The 16425-nt window shown below is 63.9% G+C and carries 11 protein-coding genes; 9 read left to right on the top strand and 2 right to left on the bottom strand.

The features are described from left to right. Positions 1 to 42: 42 nt before the first annotated feature. Positions 43 to 843 carry an SDR family NAD(P)-dependent oxidoreductase gene (locus RM1_RS10205; RefSeq protein WP_072751186.1) on the bottom strand — a complete coding sequence of 267 codons (801 nt, stop codon included), beginning with the start codon at positions 841 to 843 and terminating at the stop codon, positions 43 to 45. 192 nt (positions 844 to 1035) lie between these two features. On the opposite strand from RM1_RS10205, the gene RM1_RS10200 reads away from it, so the two are divergent. From RM1_RS10200 to RM1_RS10160, 9 genes are all read left to right on the top strand, one after another. Then, a complete protein-coding gene (locus RM1_RS10200) occupies positions 1036 to 2238 on the top strand; it encodes an aromatic ring-hydroxylating oxygenase subunit alpha (protein WP_072751185.1) in 1203 nt (400 codons plus the stop codon). Beyond that, complete coding sequence (locus RM1_RS10195) at positions 2228 to 2710, top strand: aromatic-ring-hydroxylating dioxygenase subunit beta (RefSeq protein ID WP_072751184.1); 483 nt, start codon at positions 2228 to 2230, stop codon at positions 2708 to 2710. The genes RM1_RS10200 and RM1_RS10195 overlap by 11 nt, the downstream gene beginning before the upstream one ends. A gap of 91 nt (positions 2711 to 2801) precedes the next feature. Next, positions 2802 to 4202, top strand: coding sequence for an MFS transporter (locus RM1_RS10190; protein ID WP_072751183.1), 1401 nt, complete (start codon positions 2802 to 2804; stop codon positions 4200 to 4202). 97 nt (positions 4203 to 4299) lie between these two features. Continuing rightward, a complete protein-coding gene (locus RM1_RS10185) occupies positions 4300 to 4995 on the top strand; it encodes a DUF8020 domain-containing protein (RefSeq protein WP_072751182.1) in 696 nt (231 codons plus the stop codon). Positions 4996 to 5707: 712 nt separating this feature from the next. Beyond that, complete coding sequence (locus RM1_RS10180) at positions 5708 to 7156, top strand: amidase (protein WP_072751181.1); 1449 nt, start codon at positions 5708 to 5710, stop codon at positions 7154 to 7156. Positions 7157 to 7686: 530 nt separating this feature from the next. Continuing rightward, positions 7687 to 8817 (top strand): MFS transporter, encoded by a 1131-nt coding sequence (locus RM1_RS10175; RefSeq protein ID WP_083576639.1) that lies wholly within the window; start codon positions 7687 to 7689, stop codon positions 8815 to 8817. Positions 8818 to 9111: 294 nt separating this feature from the next. Beyond that, positions 9112 to 10686: a sugar ABC transporter ATP-binding protein gene (locus RM1_RS10170; RefSeq protein ID WP_083576638.1), complete on the top strand. Its 1575-nt coding sequence runs from the start codon at positions 9112 to 9114 to the stop codon at positions 10684 to 10686. Positions 10687 to 10694: 8 nt separating this feature from the next. Further along, positions 10695 to 11774 carry an ABC transporter permease gene (locus RM1_RS10165; protein WP_072751179.1) on the top strand — a complete coding sequence of 360 codons (1080 nt, stop codon included), beginning with the start codon at positions 10695 to 10697 and terminating at the stop codon, positions 11772 to 11774. After that, a complete protein-coding gene (locus RM1_RS10160) occupies positions 11771 to 12820 on the top strand; it encodes a sugar ABC transporter substrate-binding protein (protein WP_083576637.1) in 1050 nt (349 codons plus the stop codon). The genes RM1_RS10165 and RM1_RS10160 overlap by 4 nt, the downstream gene beginning before the upstream one ends. Before the next feature lie 30 nt (positions 12821 to 12850). On the opposite strand, the gene RM1_RS10155 is transcribed toward RM1_RS10160, so the two are convergent. Then, positions 12851 to 16096 carry a protein kinase domain-containing protein gene (locus RM1_RS10155; RefSeq protein ID WP_072751177.1) on the bottom strand — a complete coding sequence of 1082 codons (3246 nt, stop codon included), beginning with the start codon at positions 16094 to 16096 and terminating at the stop codon, positions 12851 to 12853. Positions 16097 to 16425: the final 329 nt, after the last annotated feature.

The raw sequence follows: 16425 nt of genomic DNA, 5'->3' as shown, positions 1-16425 counted from the left end.
ATGATTCGAGCGCCGGGGCGATGTGCGTTGGTGTGGTTGTGCTCAAGCATCCTCGAATATAGCGAAATGCTTTCCGGCCGTGAGCCCGCCGTCGACGGCAAGCACCGCACCGGTGATGTAGCTGGCCTCGTCCGACGCGAGGAAGACCGCGGGACGAGCGATCTCTTCCGGCTCGGCGTATCGCTTCATCGGGCACAGGTCGTCGAGCAAGGAATCGTGGCCCGGAACCCGGTCGAGGTAGTCCCGGATCCGTGGGGTCATCGTGCTGCCCGGGCAGACGGCGTTGACGCGAATACCGTCGGCGGCGTAGTCCATCGCCATGTTCTTGGTAAGCAGCAGCACACCGCCCTTGGCGGCACTGTATGCAGAGCAACGGTTTTCGGCCAGGATGCCGGCGGTTGACGAGATGTTGACGATGCTGCCGCCGCCGGCGCGTCGCAGCTCGGGGATGACGTGTTTCGAGCAGCGGTATACCGAGGTGAGGTTGATGTCGATCATTCGATACCAGTCGCTGTCGGCCATTTCGTCGACTCGCTTCGGCAGACTCGCGCCGGCGACGTTGAACAGCGCATCGATTCGGCCATAGCCTTCGAGCGCCGCCGCGACTGCGCCGGACATGGCTTCCGAATCTGTTACATCGACTGTGGCCCAAGTAGATTCACCGCCTGCTCGCTCAATCTCCTCGGCGGTGGAACGGGCTGCATCGGCCTTCAGGTCCGCGACGACGACGGAACCGCCCCGCGAGGACCACTCGATGGCGATGGCTCGCCCGATGCCTGCGCCGGCGGCGGTGACAATGGCGGTGCGCCCCGAAAGGGGTAGTAGTGGAACTGGTGACAACACGGCAAGTCTGCCTTTCCATCATGTGGCACAGTAGGTTTGGAGGAATCTGGGTCTTGACCCGGAGTGAATTGGATCATAGTATTTGCCGCATCGGCAGCAGCTCGTTCTGAGCGCCGGAATCATCAGGGCGGATCGTCTAGGCCGTATCAAACGGCCAGTGCCCGCAAGGAATTCGATGCGGAGGCCACTCCCATGGTGCACACCACCATAACCGAACCAGAAACCGTGACCGACTACGAGCAGGTTCGTGCGTCGATCGCCGCACGCTTCACCAACCCGCTCGACCTTCCCAAAGAGATCTTCTCCGATCCAACGGTCTATCGCGAGGAGCTGGAACGGATCTTCTACGGCCCGTACTGGCATCCGGTCGCGCACCGTGCTGAACTCGGCGAGGTCAACAGTTTCAAGACGACCTGGCTTGGTGAGGTCCCGATCCTCGTCAGCCGCGGGGCCGACGATCGCATTCGTGCGTTCGTCAACACCTGCACGCACCGCGGGACCCTGCTCGAGCAGCGTGAGGTGGGCGTAGCCCGAGAGTTCCAGTGCCCCTACCATCGCTGGCTTTTCAACAGCAGTGGCGAGTTTTGTGGAGCGCCCGGCGAGCGTGAGTTTCGGTCCGACTTCGATCGCAAGGACTACGCCCTGGCCGAGCTGCGGGTGTCGGAAATCGCCGGCCTGATCTTCGTGACACGGCACCCGGAGACTCCGCTGCTCGAGACCTTCCTCGGTGAGTGTGCCGATCCCGTACGCGACTGTCTGATCGACGACGGGGACCTGACGTTGCTCGGCTACCAGAAGGTCGTGTACAAGACGAACTGGAAGACCTATTTCGACAACGACTTCTACCATGCGCCGCTGCTGCACACAGGGTTCCGCATCATGGGTTGGCAGGGCGGCAAGGGCGACGTGCGTATCACCCAGCCAGTGGGACACTTCTCGGTCGGCTACCAGAGCACGCCCTACGTCGACAACGGATATCTGGCCGATCCGAGCGTCGTGCAGTTTCGCGGCACCGATGATCGAGCCAGGGTCGTGGCTCTGCGCCCGGTCACCGTGATGACCAAGCATGTGGACACCATCAACGTGCGGTTTGCGCGGCCACGCGGTGTGGATCGCACGGAGGTCAGCTACGCGTTCTTCGGGCACGCCAGTGACACCGAGGAGTATCGACAGCACCGCGTTCGCCAGGCCTCAAATCTCCTCGGCCCCAGTGGGTTCATCACGATCGAGGATGCCGCGGTGTTCAACCGTCAGCAGATGACGGCTGACGATGGCACGCTTGCCCGTTTCGTCAAGGGAGTCGATGGACGTCCCGAGGATGCCACCCAGAACGACGAGATCGGAAATACCGTCGGCTGGGCCAACTACCGGAAGGTGATGGGCTTTGATCACTGAGACTGCCACCGAGATTCGCGCGGTCGACGATCTGCTCGGCCGTTACTCACAGGTACTCGACGAGCAGGACTGGGCGCTGTGGCCGGACCTGTTCGCACAGGAGTGCTCGTACACTGTGCACACGCTCGACAACATTCAGCGCGGCCTCCCGTTGGCCTACATGTACGACGACAACCGGGCCCGTGTGATCGACCGGATCAAGTTCATCACCGAGGTGTGGGCGGGGACAATCGAGCCCTACCGGACGCGGCATGTCACCCAGCGCACTCAGGCGGCGCCGCTGTCCGAGAACCGGTGGGCCGTCCGCGCCAACTTCCAGGTCAGTTTCACGGAGAACGACTCGCTCTCCGGTCTTTTGGCGACCGGCTACTACGAGGACGTAGTGGAGCTGGGCGAGGACTGTGCCCGGTTCGTCAGTCGCGCTGTGCGCCTGGACAGTATGCCGGCGCGGTACCTGGTGTATCCGCTGTAACAAGGCGGCCTGGCCGCAGGGGACGAACTCGAACCGTCCTCGTTGCACAGAGCAACCCATCCCCATCTCTGACCCACGAAATGGAACCACGATGGACATTTCAACCGCGATCAAGAAATCGCCGATGAGCCGCTTCCAGTATCTCGCGTTGACGGCTTGCCTACTGGTCCTGACGATCGACGGATTCGACGTCTTCGTCATGGGATTCGTCCTTCCACACCTACCCGATGGCTTCTTCGCCAGCAGCGCGGAGAAGGGGTACCTGCTCAGCGCGGGGCTCGCCGGAATGGCGGTCGGTTCATTGCTGCTGTCACCGCTCGGGGACCGGTTCGGCAGGCGCAAGCTTGTGCTCTGGTGCCTGGTGATCAACTTCATCGGCCTGGTGGCATCGGCGATGGCACCGAACGTCGAGGCCCTCACGCTCGCACGCCTCGTCACGGGCCTGGGTATCGGTGGTATGACCGCCAGCCTGACCGTGCTCGTCCAGGAGTACTCGTCGGAGGAGCGCCGCAACGCCGTCATGGGCGTCTACACGATCGGATTCCCCCTCGGCTCGCTCGTCGGTGGATTCATCGGCACGATGCTCATCGGCGCCTTCGGCGGGGCATGGCAGGCGATGTTCGTCTTCGGTGCCGTCATCACGGGTGGCGCCTTCTTCCTGACATGGAGGCTGATCCCCGAGTCGATCGACTTCCTCATCGCCCGTGACACGCCGCGTGACCGCGCCGAGATCGCCTCGGTGGCTGTCAAACTCCGCAATCCCGCCATCGATCCCGAGGCGCGCCCGGCGTTGCCGGTGACGATCGGATCCAACGGCTCGATCCGCGGTCTGTTCGAGAGGGGTATGTACTACCGCACCCTCCTGTCGTGGCTGGCCTACTCCTGCGTGATGGCGATGTTCTACTTCGCCAGCTTCTGGACCCCGGAGTTGATCAAGGTGTCCAGCGGCAGTAAGGACTTGGGCACCACCGCGGGCCTGATCCTCAGCCTCGGTGGAGTCGTCGGGGCCCTCGTATTCGGCGTGTGGACGCTGCGGATCTCCGCGCAGAAGCTGCTATGGATCGCCATGCTTGTCACGGCCGTCGCGATTGTCGCTTTCGCGACGTTCTTCACCCAGTCGGATGTCGCGATAGCGCTGACGGTGGTCATCGGCTTGTTCACCTTCATCTCGATCACCGGACTGATGGCCGTGGTGCCGCAGCTCTACGCGGTGCGTACCCGGTCGACCGCACTCGGGTGGATGATTGGCATCGGCCGACTCTTCTCGATCGCGGCGCCGATCGTGGTCGGGTACGCGCTGATGGTCGCGGCGCCTCGCACGTTGTACTTCTACTCGGCGGTGCCGATGCTGATCGGCGCGGCGGCGACATACGCGCTGTGGCGTCACGTACGGGGCGAGGTGGCCCCGATGGACGCCGGCGCTGCCTCTGCGGTCGCGACACACACGACATCGCGCCCCGAGGTCGGCAATGAAGAGGCTGTGGCCTCGTGATCGCGGCGCCGCTCAAGCCCGGATGGTTTTCCGGCCGCATCTCTTGTCCCCTGACCCGGCACCTCTGCCGGCCCGACAAAATCGAGACGGAACGATCATGAGTATCCGCAAGTTCACGGCCACCGCGATCCTGGCGATCACCGCAACGAGCATCGCCACCGGCACCGCTCACGCTGTACCCAGGACGACCGATGCGCCGCAGACAAGCCAGAACGTCGAGAACGCCGTCGACTGGACCGTCACCGGTGACGGCAAACAGGTCATCGTCCAGACCGCCGCCGGGACGCTGGGCACCGAGAACAACCACCTCGTCGTCCGCGACGGCCGGGGTGCCGTAGTCGAAGCCGTCCCTCTGGCAATCGCATTCGACGGCCTGGCCCATCCGGTCGCCGCCCAGGTCGCCGGCAATACCGCCACCCTGACAGCGAACACCGACGCCGGCGCCGCCACCGTGGTGCCGAAATTCGGCAACGCGCGAGATATCGACCTCCCCGCCGCCATCGGCGGGGTTCAGCCCGCGATCAGCCTTACCTCTGCGGTCGGCGGCTTCCTCGGCGCTGCCACCGGACTGGTCGGCGGCTGCCTGCTGGGGGCGACGGTGGCGGGCGTGGTCTCTGCTCCAGCCGCAATGCTTTTCGGCGCTGGACCGCTTGCGGGCTGCGTCGGCGGGGCGCTGTTGCTCGGCGCCACGTCAGGATTGGCTGGCACCGCGATCGGCGGGCTTGGCTCCGCGCTGGCGAACGCGCCGCAGTTCATTCAGCTCCTCAACCAGCCCGCGGCGCCGAAGAAGTAACCGACCGGCCGGGACAACTTCTTCTCGACATGAGGGTTACCTTCCGAAGGAAGAAGGTCTGCCTAATGCCCGGTGTATTTCACCGAGTGACGAGCGCGGCCGTCGCCTCTCGGCGAAGCGGTCGATGTGCCGAGTATCGGCGCCCCGCCTCCGATAAAGCCGGGGTGGATCTGGCTGCGGCCACGTTCACATGTGGGCGAGGCCCAGTCATCCATACCGTTGGGAGGATTCTCGAATGCCATTGCTCATCTTGCATGCTGTAATCGCCTGTGCCAGTTGGTTCGTACCCCGCCGCTGCGCAGGTTTGATTCAACGAATTCTCACGGATGTCGCCATCGCGCGAGGCAACGCAAGGTGGGTTGCCATGATCGGGACTGCGCAGGGAGAGTCATTGAGTTGCCGTTCGTTTGCTGACGAACTGGCCGGTGGGGGTGGGGTTGACCGTCAACTCATAGCAGGGCACCGACCCTCGTGAGTGCCTCGGGTTGGGTTGAACCGGAACGAGTTTGATGGGCAGCCGCGACTGTGGTCGCCGCGTACGGCTGGGGGATGTAGAGCGTGGTGGTTCGCAGGCTTCGGCTCGGCCGCGACTGCGGTTGTGCCACATGGCGGAACGCCGCGCTGGTTTCGGGCCAGTGCCTCGGCAATCCTGAACACTGCTCTTCCGCACGGCGGGTGATCGCCGTGGTTCAGGCTTCTTCTGGAGGTTTGCATGACCGACCTAGCATTTCGCTCCGCACGCGAGCTCGCTGCCGCCGTCGCGGCGAAGGAGGTGTCGAGCCTCGAGCTGCTCGACCACTACCTCGCCCGGGTGGAGCGGCTCGATCCGCAGGTGAACGCGATCGTTGCCCGGGACGAGGAGGGTGCGAGAGCCGCGGCATTGGCGGCCGACCGCGCGGTATCCCGCGGCGAGCCCCTCGGCCCCCTACATGGTGTCCCCGTGACGATCAAGGACAGCCTCGAGGTTGCGGGCATGCGGACCACCGGGGGTTCGACCCGCTGGGGACATCATGTCTCGACGAGCGACGCCGAGTCGGTCGGGCGGCTCAAGAACGCGGGAGCGGTCGTGTTCGGCAAGTCCAACCTGCCGGCCGACGCCCGGGACTGGCAGACGTACAACGAGGTTTACGGGATCACGAACAATCCGTGGGACCCGACCCGCGGACCTGGCGGTTCGTCCGGCGGGTCCGCCGCGGCAGTCGCTGCGGGGCTGACCGGTCTGGAGCTCGGCGGCGACACGGCAGGCTCGATTCGGGTGCCCGCCCACTTCTGCGGCGTCTACGGGCTGCGTCCGTCGTACGGGATTGTGCCGAGGCACGGGAGCGTCTCGGGGCATGCTCCTGGGACGCTGGCGGAGTTCGACATGGCGGTACTTGGCCCGCTCGGCAGGCATGCCGACGACCTCGACCTGGGTCTCGACGTGCTCGCGGGAGCAGACCGCGACCACGCCCCGGCATGGCGGCTGGAGCTGCCTGCCGCCAGGGCGAGCACTATGCGGGAGTTCCGGGTGGCGGCATGGCTCGACGACCCGTTCTGCCCTGTCGACAGCGAGCTGGTCGCGATCATGCAGGCGGCGCTGGAGGCGGTGCGGGCCGAGGGCGCCACCGTGGTCGAGGGCAAGGGGCCGGTCGGGCTCGACGAGACGATGTCTCTCTATCAGCCGTTGCTGATGGCGCAGAGCGGGCTGATCGAGCCGGACGAGTCGTATGCCGGGCTCGTGGAACTCGCGGCGGCGGAAGGGGCCGCGGGCGGGTTCGCGTCGGACCTGACGATCCGCTTCCGTAGCTGGCACACGCTCGACGAACGTCGGCAATACTCCCGCCGCCGCTGGGCCGAGTTCTTCCGAGACATCGACGTGCTCATCTGCCCGGTGAGCCCTACGGCGGCATTCCCCCACGACCATCGACCCGATCCCGGTTTCTCGGTCCGAACACTGCGGGTGGATGGCGCCGACCGGCCGTATCGCGAGATGCTCCCGTGGATGGCGCCATCGGCCCTCAACCATCTGCCCGCGGCGGTGGCGCCTGTCGGGGCGACCAGGGACGGGCTTCCGGTCGGTATCCAGGTGATCGCGCCCTACTTGCACGACCGCACCGCGGTGCGGTTCGTGCAGTGCCTTGCGGAGGTCATCGGCGGGTTCCGCCGTCCGCCGGGATTCTGACGCCACCGGGCCAGCTCGCGAGCGAAGAACGCCGCCGCCCTGCGCAGTATCTCGGTTTCCTGTACGCAATTCGGCGCGTTCCTCCGTGTTCACGCCGGGACTGGTCCCGTCCTCGACCTCGGCCTTCTTGAGCCAGTTGTGCAGGGTCGGCTCGGAGATTCCGAAGTCCTTGGCGATCTGTGTCCACGAGGCCTCACGCTTGCGGGCTACCGAGACGACCGCGACGGAACTCTTCGGGGTACGGCGTGAGCCGGATTGATGATCCTGACCTGTGAGGACGAATCCTCACAGGTCAGGAGTCAACCAAACCGGGGGACTCCCGACTGGCATAACCAAAAGTCATCTTTGCGACCATGAATCAACGGACTCAGCGAGGCCCAGTGCGTATCAGCAGTCATCCCATCGGCTTCGAATCACATTTGGCACCAAACCATCTCGACGAGCCGAGAGGGGGCAGCGCTCGGTGTCGCGGCCTGCTCCTTGTCTTCGCTATCATCGCGGCGTCAATCGCCCTTCGGCCGCCTCTCACTGTGATCGGGCCGCTCTCAGACACGGTGCACGAGTCGACCGGTTTGTCGTCGAGCGCCATCGGGGTGCTCACCACGCTTCCATTGATCATTTTCATGCTGCTGTCTACGCAAGTGCCGCGTCTTTCACGCCGTCTCGGGATCGAAGGTGCCATGTCGGTTGCCTTCGTGCTCGTAGCGTTGGGCAGCCTGATGCGGTGGGTGCCTGCGACGTTGGCTCTCTATCTCGGAACGGCGGTCCTTGCTTGCGGTCTCACGGTTCCGAATGTTCTGCTGCCCAGTATCATTCGCCGCGACTTCCCTTCGCGGATCGGGCCGATGACCAGCATGTACACCACCTTGATGGCAGGTGCCGCGGGCGTTGCGTCGTTTCTTGCCCTTCCTCTTGCGATCGACGTCGGGTGGGGCTGGCGAGTGACCGCTGCCTCCACCGGGCTGCTTGCCGCCATCGCAGCGCTCGCATGGCTCCCGCTCACCCGCGTGAGCCAGCAGGCGTCGGCTCGACCTGCCGTACAGAACCCGTTGTGGCGTTCGAGCACTGCTTGGTGGGTCGCACTGTTCTTCGCCACCCAGACACTGACGTTCTACTCCGTCGTGGCCTGGCTCGTTCCAGTCCTCACTTCCAAGCACCTGACGCCGGCCGTGAGTGGGGCATTTCTGGGTGGATTCTCGGTTGTGGGGATCGCCAGCAGCTTGCTCGCTCCCACTCTCGCCGCGCGACTGCGCAGCCAAAGCGCAATTGCCGCAGCGTTCGGGGGTATTCAGGTGGTTGGAGTCGTGGGTCTGGCTTCGGCCAATGACATGACCGCTGGGTTCTTCGCCCTTGTCTTCGGTATGGGGGCAGCCGGCAGCTTTGCGGTTGCCTTCGCCCTGTTCGGCCTGAGGGCCCCCAACCATAGGATGTCGAGTCAGCTTTCTGGGATGTCGCAAACCGTCGGTTACGGCGCTGCGGCAGTGGGCCCAATCTTGTTCGGGTACTTTCACGATCTGTTCGGCAATTGGCGCGTCCTTCTCGGCGCCCTCGTCGTCCTGGCTGTCGCCAGCATCGTGTTGGGTACCCTCGCGGGACGCCCCAAGTTCGTGCCCGCCGGAGTCACGGGCGTGGATCACCCCGAGGAGATCCATGTCCGGTAAGTCCGTGAAGCCCTTCACGCCGCTCGACCAAGAGGTGTGGCGGGTCCACGACTCCGGAACCTTTGGGGTGCTGAGGAAGTCGTAGCGTGATCGACTTCGGCGGGGCCATGCATGATCCGAGCCTCTCGGCATCCTCGATCGCATGTAGGCCAGCGCACAACCCTTTCCGCCCACCGGAACGAGAGGTTGGTCCGTCCGGAGGACTCCCCATTACCGTGCCATCCATCCACAGGTCCCGGTGGCAGGGTCTCATCCTTGTCCGATCCCTCGTCAGTCGACTGGAGGAAGTCACGCATGCATGACGCAGATGACCTGCAGAACCCCGGCGTGCGAGACCCCATTGTGACGATGCGCGGGATGGTGAAGAGGTTTCCCGGCGTGTTGGCTCTGGACTCGGTGGATCTGTCACTTTATCCAGGCGAAGTGCACGCCTTGACGGGCGAGAACGGCTCAGGGAAATCGACGTTGGCGAAGCTGCTGGCCGGGACGCATCGCGCCGACGCCGGCGTGATCACCATCGATGGGCAGGTGGTGAGCATAGCGAGCCCACGCCAGGCCCTGAGCCACGGAATCGTCACCATAAGTCAGGAATTGACACTGAATCCCACGTTGAGCGTGGCCGAGAACATCTATCTGGGGCGGGTGCCTGTGGGGAGGTTCGGCACGGTGTCCTGGCGTTCGATGAACGCTGCCGCTCGCGAGTTGCTCGACCGGCTCGAGGTCGGCATTGACGAGACCGCATCAGTGGGCGATCTCCGACTCGAGCTGCAGCAGGAAATCGAGATCGCGCGTGCGTTGTCGATGCGAGGACGGGTTCTGATTCTCGACGAAGCGACCAGCAGTCTGTCGGAGAAGTCGGCAGCGCGCCTCATGGAGGTGGTCGAAGAACAACGCGACAAGGGTGTCGCGGTCCTGATGATCACCCACCGGATGCCCGAGATCTATCGCACCGCGACGAGGGCGACTGTACTTCGCGATGGTGCATTGGTGGACACGGTTGGCCTGCCGCACACCCCCGAGCGGGAGTTGGTGTGCTTGATGGTCGGTCGCGAACTCGGTGACTACTACGGCTCGCGGACGTCGACGGCGCCTGATTCCGGATCTTCGGCGGTCCCGGCGCTGCGATTGAGCGGTTTGCGCACCGCTGACGGAGCCCTGCAACCCACCGACCTGGACGTGCGGCGCGGCGAGATCCTCGGCGTGGCGGGACTGGCCGGCTGCGGGAAGCTGGAGCTTGGGTTGGCATTGGCGGGTGCGATTTCGTCGCTCGGCACCGTGGAGGTCGACGGCGCGGCCATCTCACTGCGTACACCGTTGGATGCCAGGCTTGGGGGCATCGGTTACGTGCCTGACGATCGTAAAGGTGCAGCACTTCTGCTCGAACGAAGTGTCACCGAGAACTTCTCTCTGGCAAATATGAAGCGGCTCATGCCGTTCGGCTTCCTGAGCAGCGCATTGGAGCGGACCGTCGTCCAGCGTTCGATCGAGCGGTACGCGGTGCGAACGGCGTCGGCTAACACAACGGTCGGGGTGCTCTCCGGCGGCAATCAGCAAAAGATTGTCCTCGGGCGGACCTTCGACCTCGGCTGCCCGGTGTACGTACTCAACGAGCCGACACGTGGCGTCGACGTCGGATCGAAGAGCGCGATCTACGCATTCCTGCGCGCCGAGGCCGACCGGGGCGCCGCCGTCGTTCTCATTTCTTCGGAACTACCCGAGTTGCTGGGGACGAGCGACCGAATAGTCGCGATGTACCGGGGCGGAATCAGCGGCGAGTTCACCGGTGACCGGATGACCGAGGAACTGGTCAACGAAGCCGCGGTATCGGGCAGGAATGCGCCGGCCGTAACCCATCAGTCAGCATTGTGAGGACGAACGTGACGAACACATTCGATGTCCAGGCGCCTGCCGATTCTCTTGAGAAGAGGCACAAGCGCCGGACCGGGTTCCCCTTGCGTCTGCACGATCAGGGCGGCGTGCTGATCGCACTGGGTGCCGTCCTCGTATTCCTGTGCCTGACGCAACCGGCATTCCGAACCTGGTCGAACGTCGTCAACATCGTGGGGTCGAACAGTGTGGCGCTGATACTCGCTCTCGGTGCGACGTTCGTCATCATCTCGGGCGGAATCGACCTGTCGACGGCCGCAGTGGCAGCTGCGGCAGGAATGGTCTTCGGCCTTGCATTGCAGGCGGGGTGGCCGCTGGTCGCCTCGATGCTCGCCGCACTTACGGCTGGCGGGGTGTTTGGGCTGGCGAATGGACTGCTGATCGCGCGTGCCAGGTTGTCATTTCTGGTGGTGACCCTCGGTATGGCTTCCATCGCAACGAGCTTCGCGCTCATCGTCGGTGATGGAACTACGGTCAATGTCTTTGCAATCGAGCAGTTCTCGCCGGTTCGTACCTTTGCTACCGGAACGGTCGGCGGCGTTTCGATCGTCATCGTGTTCGACCTCCTGATGATCGGGGCATGTGCCTTCGTGCTCAAATACACCCGATTCGGGCGTTCAGTGTTTGCGATAGGGTCGAATTCTGAGGCGGCGCGAATGAACGGAATCAACGTCCCTCGCACGACCGTTTACGTGTATCTGCTTGCGGGGGCGGCAGCAGGCATCGCGAGTCTGATTCAGGTCGGACGCCTCACCGGGGCGGCACCACAAATCGACGTCTCGCTACTCAACGGTGTGTTGGCGGCGGTATTGATCGGTGGCACTTCATTTTCCGGTGGTCGTGGCAGCATCGGCGGAACCGCGCTGGGAGTTCTCTTTCTCGGCGTCGTGCAGAACGCGATGACGCTCACTGATGTGTCGACGTTCTGGCGACAAGCCGTCAACGGTGCACTGCTCATCATGGCGGTGTGGCTGGGACTTCTGCAGAGCAACGGCATGTCGGTGCGCTCCGTCTTTGACAGGTACACGCGCAACCGAGCGGTGTCGAACAAGCAGGAGGAAATCGGATGAGCAGCGTTCAGGGCGAAGGTCATTGGACACAAGTGGTTAGGAAGTCCACTCTCGCAGGCGTCGGTGCGATCGCGCTCGCAGGGGGACTCGCCGCGTGCAGCTCGGGCGCGGGTGCGGGATCCGGCGTGGGGCAAGGCGAAGTCACCGTCGCCTATTCCTCGCCCGTCATGGCCCAAGAGGCTCAGCAGGACACGGTTTTCGGCCTGGAATCGGCTGCCGAGTCACTCGGGTGGAAGATCAAGGTCTACGACGCCAACCTCTCGGCGGATGCGCAGGTGTCAAACGTCCAGACGATGATCGATCAAGACGTTTCGGCGCTGACGTCCTGGTCGTTGGACGCGGGTGCGGTCGGCGGGGTGTACTCGAATGCTCGGTCCGCGGGAATACCGGTTATCGGGATGAATTCGGGAGGCGCTGGCATCAGTTCGTCAACCTGGTGGGCGGTCAACCGCTGTGATCCCGGTGGGCCGCTCGAGCAGCTCGCGAAGATGTTCGCCGTGGCCAAGCCCGGCATGAAGATCATCATCATGGGTGGTCCGCCGGTTCCCTCGGTAGAGGCCAATACCGAATGCTTCACGAGGGCTGCTGAAGGGGCGGGCCTCGATATCATTGCCTCGCAGTCGAACACCCAGGACACCACTGCGAACGCCGCCGCGCTTGCCCAGGATCTGTTGACCGCGCATTCGGATGTCGAAGCATTCTGGGCCTACAACGATGCGTCCGCCCTCGGTATCTCCGCCGCAATCGCGGGCAGCGGCCGGACGGTCTCCACCGGAACCGGTGGCGGCATCATGGTCACCGGCATCAATGGAGATGCCGCAGCTATCGACGCCATTCGCCAGGGCCGGATGACCGCGACGATCGACGCGAACGCCGTCGCCAACGGTTGGGTGGCTGTGGCCGCAATGCGTGACGCCATCAACGGCGAGACGGAGAAGACCTACGTCGTCGACACGGATATCGTCGACGGGAACAACATTGCCGACTACATAGCGCCCCGTGAGCGCACCTACTCGCTCGATCACCTGCCGCTCGTTGGCAGGTAGATTCAGGTGCCATTTCCAGCTGTATGTAAATCAGGACAGCTGAGCTTGCTCTACAACCCAGGCAGCGATCTGTGCTCGGGAGGTGAAGCCGAGTTTGGCGAGCACGTGCTCGACGTGCCCGTCGACGGTGCGCTGTGAGATGACAAGATGGGATGCGATCGCCTTGTTGGTCAAGCCCTCGGCGACAAGGTCCGCCACCTGCCGCTCTCGCTTTGTCAGAGTCACCTGCATCCGGGTAAGTGAAGCAGGGCTGGAGACTTGCTCGTTGAGAGCGTAAGCGAAAGCGGCATCGGAGTTCAGTGCCCTCCCTTCCCGGTAGGCGGAGTGAAACGCACGCTCCCCGAGGGCCCGTCGTGCTGTGCGCTCGGATTCTTCATGGTGGATCAGTAAGTGAGGAAGGAAGGCCGGCGTGCTCCCTGCGACCTGCTGGAGTGTCTGGGCGGCTCCCATGAGCACGACTGCGCGTTTCGCACTGCCGTTGCTGGCCGCGATCCAGGCAAGTGCTTCTATACACACCGCCGAGCCGAGGGGTTCATCCGCATGTCGAGCCAGACGCAACCCTTCCTCCAGCAATTCCGCTGCGCGACTGGAACTACCTTGTCGCCACAATGCGACGCCCATGGCCCAAGCTGTATAGGATCGGTAGACAGACTCACCGCGCGCTTTTGTGATTGCGAGGACTTCCTCATAGTAATTCTGCGCTTGCGCAGTCTCATTGAGAGAATCACATGCAAGCCCGAGCATCTCCAAGGCCTCGACTTGCAGAGTGAGTTCGTCCGCGGTGCGGAATACCGCAAGTGCGTCCTTCAATCGCGAGCAAGCGTGAGCATGTTCCCCCTTGAATAGCGCCAGGAGGCCCTCTGCGTGGTCGACGTAGGCCGTCGTCACCGGATCTGATATCTGTTCGGCTAGCGCGCGCCCCTCCGCCACGAGGGCGGCTCCTGTATGGAAGTCTCCCTGGACCTCTGCCATTACGCTGTTGGTATATAGCGCCTTGATCCTTGCGGCGGTGGCCTGGCCGGCATTGCGGGCCAGGAGGCGATCGAGCCAATGTCGTCCCTCAGTGTGTAGGCCTCGGGCGCTCCAGTACAGATACAACGCCGCTCCGATCCGCAGGCCGGCTTCGATGTCGCTGTTGTCCGGTTCAGTTAGGCAGAACTCCAGCGCTTCACGCAGATTCGGCTGCTCCCGCTCGAACCGTGCGATCCACACCAGCTGACGCGAGCTGATCCACTCGGCTTCCGCGACGAGCGCCAACTGCTGATACCAGTCCCGGTGCCGGCGACGAAGTTCCGGATAGTCTCCGTTTCGCTGCGCCTCCTCGCGGCCATAGTCGCGCAGGGTTTCGAGCATCCGGAACTGCACCACGATGCCCTGCTCCTCCCGGATCAGGATCGACTTGTCGACCAGGGAGGTCAGCACGTCGAGCATATTCTCCGGGTCCAGTCCGCCACCGCAGACCTCTTCTGCCGCATCGAGTTCAAAGCTGCCGGCGAAGACCGACAGTCGCGACCACACGAGCTGCTCCTGCGGTGTACACAGGTCATAACTCCAGTCGATACACAACCGCAGGGTCTGCTGCCGTGGCGGCGTGCCCCGGCTTCTCCTCGTCAGCAACGCATATCGGTCCGTCAGCCGCTGCAGGATCTGTTCGGGGGACATCGCCCGCAACCTGGCCGCCGCCAACTCGATCGGCAACGGCAACCCATCCAGCCGTTGACAGATACGGGCAACCACCACTCGGTTGTCGTCGGTGAGCACAAACGTCGGAACGGCCGTCGCCGCGCGTTGGGCGAACAATGTCACAGCGTCGTAGCGGGGCATGCCCTGTAGTGACGGCTCACGATCGGGGACTGTCAAGGGGGGCACCCGCAGCACGGCTTCACCATCAATTCCGAAGGCCTCGCGGCTGGTCGCAAGGATGCGTAACCGAGGACAGGTCCTCAGCAGCGTCTCGGACAGCTCCGCCACCGCTCCCACCAACTGCTCACAGTTATCGAGGACGAGTAGCAGGTCGCGTGAAGCGAGATAGTCCACGATGAGCTCGTCCAGCCGCCTCGCCGTCCGATCACGCAACCCGAGTGCGGCCGCCACGACGTCCACCAACAGTGATTCGTCGCGCAGTTCACCGAGCTCGGCCAGCCAAACGCCATCCTCGAAGTTGCGTTCCGTCATCGTCGCGAGCCGCAGTGCGATGCGCGTCTTCCCCACCCCACCAATCCCGGTCAGTGTCACCAGTCGGGAAGACGTCAGCAAGTTCTTCGCTTCAGCCAGTTCGCGTCGGCGACCGACAAAGCTTGTCAACTCCAGAGGAAGGTTGCCCTTCAACCGGGGTGTGAAGGTCTCCTGCGGCTCACGCTGAACACCACCAACCGATTGGCCGGGCAGAGCCATCTCGTCGACGGGGAGACCGTGATGGCTCTGAGCTTCCCGGAGCGCGTTACCCAGTTGGGTTGCGGACGGCCGGTCGCTGGGATCGCCGGACATCGCACTTTCGACAACCGCGCTCAGATCGTCGGCGATTCCATCGTCCCGGAGGTCGGGAATGGGCTGGCTGGCGATGCGCACGAACTGCGCCACGAGTTGCTCACCGCTTCGGCGTTCGAAGGCGGCATGCCCGGTGATCGCACAGAACAGAGTGGCGCCGAGCCCGTAGGTGTCTGAAGTCGTACTTGGGGCCTGACCTCCAAGGACCTCGGGGGCGGTGAACGCCGGCGAACCTGTCACTACCCCGGTAGCAGTCTGGAATCCGCCGGCAAGGTGGGCGATTCCGAAATCGGTCAACGCCGGCTCGCCATATTCGGTGAGCATTATGTTCGCAGGTTTGACGTCACGATGAAGAATGCCGAGGAGGTGTGCGGTTTCCAAGGCACCCGCGAGCTTCACTCCGAGCCGGAGCACGTCCTCAAGCGACAACGGACCATGGCGACGAATCAGTGCATCGAGGGAGCCGCGCTCGTGGTATCGCATGACGATGAACGGGCGACCGCTCTCGGTAGTACCCACCTGCAGGGCCTCGACGATATTGGGGTGCCCCGTCAGGCGCCCCATTGCCCGCTGTTCTCGGAAGAAGCGTGCCCGGTTGTCCTCGTCGAAGTCGCCGGCGAGCACCTTCACGGCCACCGTTCGGTCGAGCGCCGCCTGCGTGCACCGGTACACGACACCAAACCCGCCGCGACCGATCTCCTCGGCGTCCAGGAATCCGGCAGCTCTCAACTCGGCAGCCACCGCGGGACCCAGGTGGCGCTGAGTCTTGAACGGGTCGACATTGGCCATCGAACTAAGTCGATTTCATCCGGTTTCGCAACACCCTCGATGATGCAGCACTACGTCTCCTCACTGGCAATGACGGTGAGCCACCGCCCGCCGTAGTGGTGGACCCTGTCTCTATCCTGGATTCTGCCACCCTCGCTAAAGCGGTAATAGCCTCGCGATTTCAGGGCGATTCAACCGACGGCCGGGTAGCGGTCCAGGTGCCGCGTCGCGAGATCCGGCCGAGGATGCGATGAATCGCCACACCCCCGGCCGACCCCCTGTCGGGGGGCAGTTCGCTCTCCCGGAGCTCGGCGAGCCGTCCGGCGCACGGTGCAATCCGGGTTGCGGTC

Source organism: Rhodococcus maanshanensis NBRC 100610 (assembly GCF_001894865.1).
In the GTDB taxonomy this organism is placed as follows: Bacteria; Actinomycetota; Actinomycetes; order Mycobacteriales; family Mycobacteriaceae; genus Rhodococcus_G; species Rhodococcus_G maanshanensis.
The sequence above is the reverse complement of the archived record's forward strand: the minus strand, read 5'-3'. Positions and strand labels throughout refer to the sequence as shown.

Excerpts from the sequence above, each read along its gene's own strand:
- RM1_RS10200 (WP_072751185.1), top strand. The coding sequence starts at position 1,036 with ATGGTGCACACCACCATAACCGAACCAGAAACCGTGACCGACTACGAG.
- RM1_RS10190 (WP_072751183.1), top strand. The coding sequence starts at position 2,802 with ATGGACATTTCAACCGCGATCAAGAAATCGCCGATGAGCCGCTTCCAG.
- RM1_RS10185 (WP_072751182.1), top strand. The coding sequence starts at position 4,300 with ATGAGTATCCGCAAGTTCACGGCCACCGCGATCCTGGCGATCACCGCA.
- RM1_RS10180 (WP_072751181.1), top strand. The coding sequence starts at position 5,708 with ATGACCGACCTAGCATTTCGCTCCGCACGCGAGCTCGCTGCCGCCGTC.
- RM1_RS10170 (WP_083576638.1), top strand. The coding sequence starts at position 9,112 with ATGCATGACGCAGATGACCTGCAGAACCCCGGCGTGCGAGACCCCATT.
- RM1_RS10160 (WP_083576637.1), top strand. The coding sequence starts at position 11,771 with ATGAGCAGCGTTCAGGGCGAAGGTCATTGGACACAAGTGGTTAGGAAG.
- RM1_RS10155 (WP_072751177.1), bottom strand. The coding sequence starts at position 16,096 with ATGGCCAATGTCGACCCGTTCAAGACTCAGCGCCACCTGGGTCCCGCG.